This window comes from Streptomyces sp. NPDC048383 (assembly GCF_040651775.1).
Lineage (GTDB): Bacteria > Actinomycetota > Actinomycetes > Streptomycetales > Streptomycetaceae > Streptomyces.
In genome coordinates this window covers 1-2,119 of sequence record NZ_JBEZKS010000144.1, presented here as the reverse complement: position 1 = coordinate 2,119, position 2,119 = coordinate 1, and the positions used below count along the sequence as shown (strand labels likewise).

Annotated in this window: 1 protein-coding gene; it reads left to right on the top strand. The window is 67.5% G+C overall.

Annotated features, from left to right (window positions below):
- Window positions 1–1,166: 1,166 nt before the first annotated feature.
- A partial coding sequence (locus AB0D46_RS38470) for an ATP-dependent DNA ligase (RefSeq protein WP_362884746.1) occupies window positions 1,167–2,119 on the top strand: 953 nt, incomplete at its 3' end.

The following is a 2,119-nucleotide window of genomic DNA, read 5'->3' as shown; positions in this document are numbered from 1 at the left end:
GCCCTCAAGCTCTACTGCGTCTTTGTTCTGTGGATTGCCGACGTGGCCTCTTCCCTCGGGGGGGCGCCGGGCCTCGGCGCCGCCGCGGGCCGGCCCGGCCCCGGTGTATCCGGCGAGGACGACGGGAGTGCCGGCTGCCGTTCACATTCAGGCTTCAGGGGCTGGCGGTATCGATGTGGATTGCTATGTTCTGAACAAGCCGGGCAAGGGTGTGCCGATTTGTAGCTCCGAAAAATATGGCAGGTAGGGAATGTCTGAAGAGTTGAAGGAAATTTTCGGACCTCGGCAGAAATTCAGACCTGCATTTATGAGTCCTGGGCGAATGTCGAACAATCTGTAGGGGTTCAACTGCCTGTCGATTATAAAGATTTCGTCGACGGGTATGGCGACTCCACGGTTTTCGGTCACCTGGGAATCCCTCACCCCGCCGTCTACCCGCTGCTTGATTTCATTGACGAGTTCAGTGCAGCTTTTCTTTCCTGTCAGGATCCGTGGGGTGAGTTGCCAGCCGAACCTGATCTCGCACGGATGATCCCATGGGCATTTCACGAGTGGAACGGGGATATCTGTTTGCTAGACCCTCCCCGGACGGACGAGGGTTGGTCGGTTGTCGTTGCCTAGAGGCAGTATCCCGAAGTCGGAGTCTTTCCAGGTAGCGTGACAAGCTTCTTCAAGCGGCTACGAGAGGGCCGGGAGCTACCTTATGTTGGCCTCTTGCGAACGCGGACTGGCGGGGGACCATGGCTCGCCGCTGATTTGATTCAAAGGAACAGCGAGGCGCGGAGCCAAACGGTCCGCGAGCATCAGGTGCAGTCCAGGACCAGATCCCGGTCCGGTGCTCGGTCCCGTCGGCCAGGACCTGGACGACGCCGCGCCCCGACAGCCGGCCCTCCCGCTCGACGTACTCCGCCAAGGCCGTGACGCCCTTCTGGGCGGACGTCTACGACCGGGTCACCGCCACACCGCGCCCCCCCGGGACGCACCCTTGGGACATGGGCGCCGTAGTGGCATCCAGGAGGGACGCCGTGCGCCTGAGGGAGCGTTCGGCCGGTCTTGGAGCCATCCGTCTGGCAGACCTGCACCGGGGGCCCGGCCGGGCGGTACGCCTGCGGGGATACGACAGGCGGAGGGCGGGCAGGATGGTGTTGCGGCCGCCGGTGGAACCGATGCTGGCGCAGGCCGCCGAGGCGATCCCACCCGTACGCCCCCACGCCGCGGTGGCCTATGAGCAGAAGCTCGACGGGCACCGGATGCTCGTGTTCACACCGGACGGCCCCGGTGGGCGGGTGCTGCTTCAGACCCGGCGCGGGAACTTGGTTCAGGGTGCGTTCCCCGATCTGGTGGCGGCGGCCGAGCAGCTCCCCCACGGCTTGGTCCTGGATGGCGAAGTACTGGTGTGGGATCCGGAGGCCGGCGCCCTGTCCTTCGAGGGATTGCAGCGCCGGGCCGCCGCCCGCGCCCGCACCGCCCCCGCACTGGCCGCACGCCTACCCGCCCACTACATGGCCTTCGACATCCTCCAGCAGGACGGCACCGAACTCCTCACCCTGCCCCAGCGGGAGCGACGCCGACGCCTTGAGGTGCTGTTCGCGGCCCGCGCGCTGACCGCCCCGTGGACGCTCTGCCCGATGACCACGGACGTCGCGAAGGCCCGGGAGTGGCTGGAGTCGTGGACCGACGTCTCAGGCGTCGAAGGCCTGGTCGTCAAGAGCCTGACGGGCCGGTACACGCCCGGATACCGCGGCTGGACCAAGGTCAAAAGACGCGACACCACCGAGGCGATCATCGGCGCCATCACCGGCACCCTCACCCGCCCGCAGCTCCTGGTCCTCGGCCGCCACGACACCACGGGCCGCCTGCGCACCGTCGGCCGCACCGTGACCCTGCGCCCCGACCAGGCCCGCCAGGTCGCCGAACATCTCACCGCGGCCGGCCCCGGGCACCCGTGGGCCGGCGCCAAGTTCGCGGCAGCGTGGGGCAGACGCGACCTCCTCGACGTGACGGTGGTGCGCCCCGACTTGGTGGCGGAGATCAGCGCCGACCGGGCCGTCGACCACGGCGTGTTCCGCCACCCCGTGCGGTTCACGCGGCTGCGCCTGGATGTGGGTGTGGATGACGT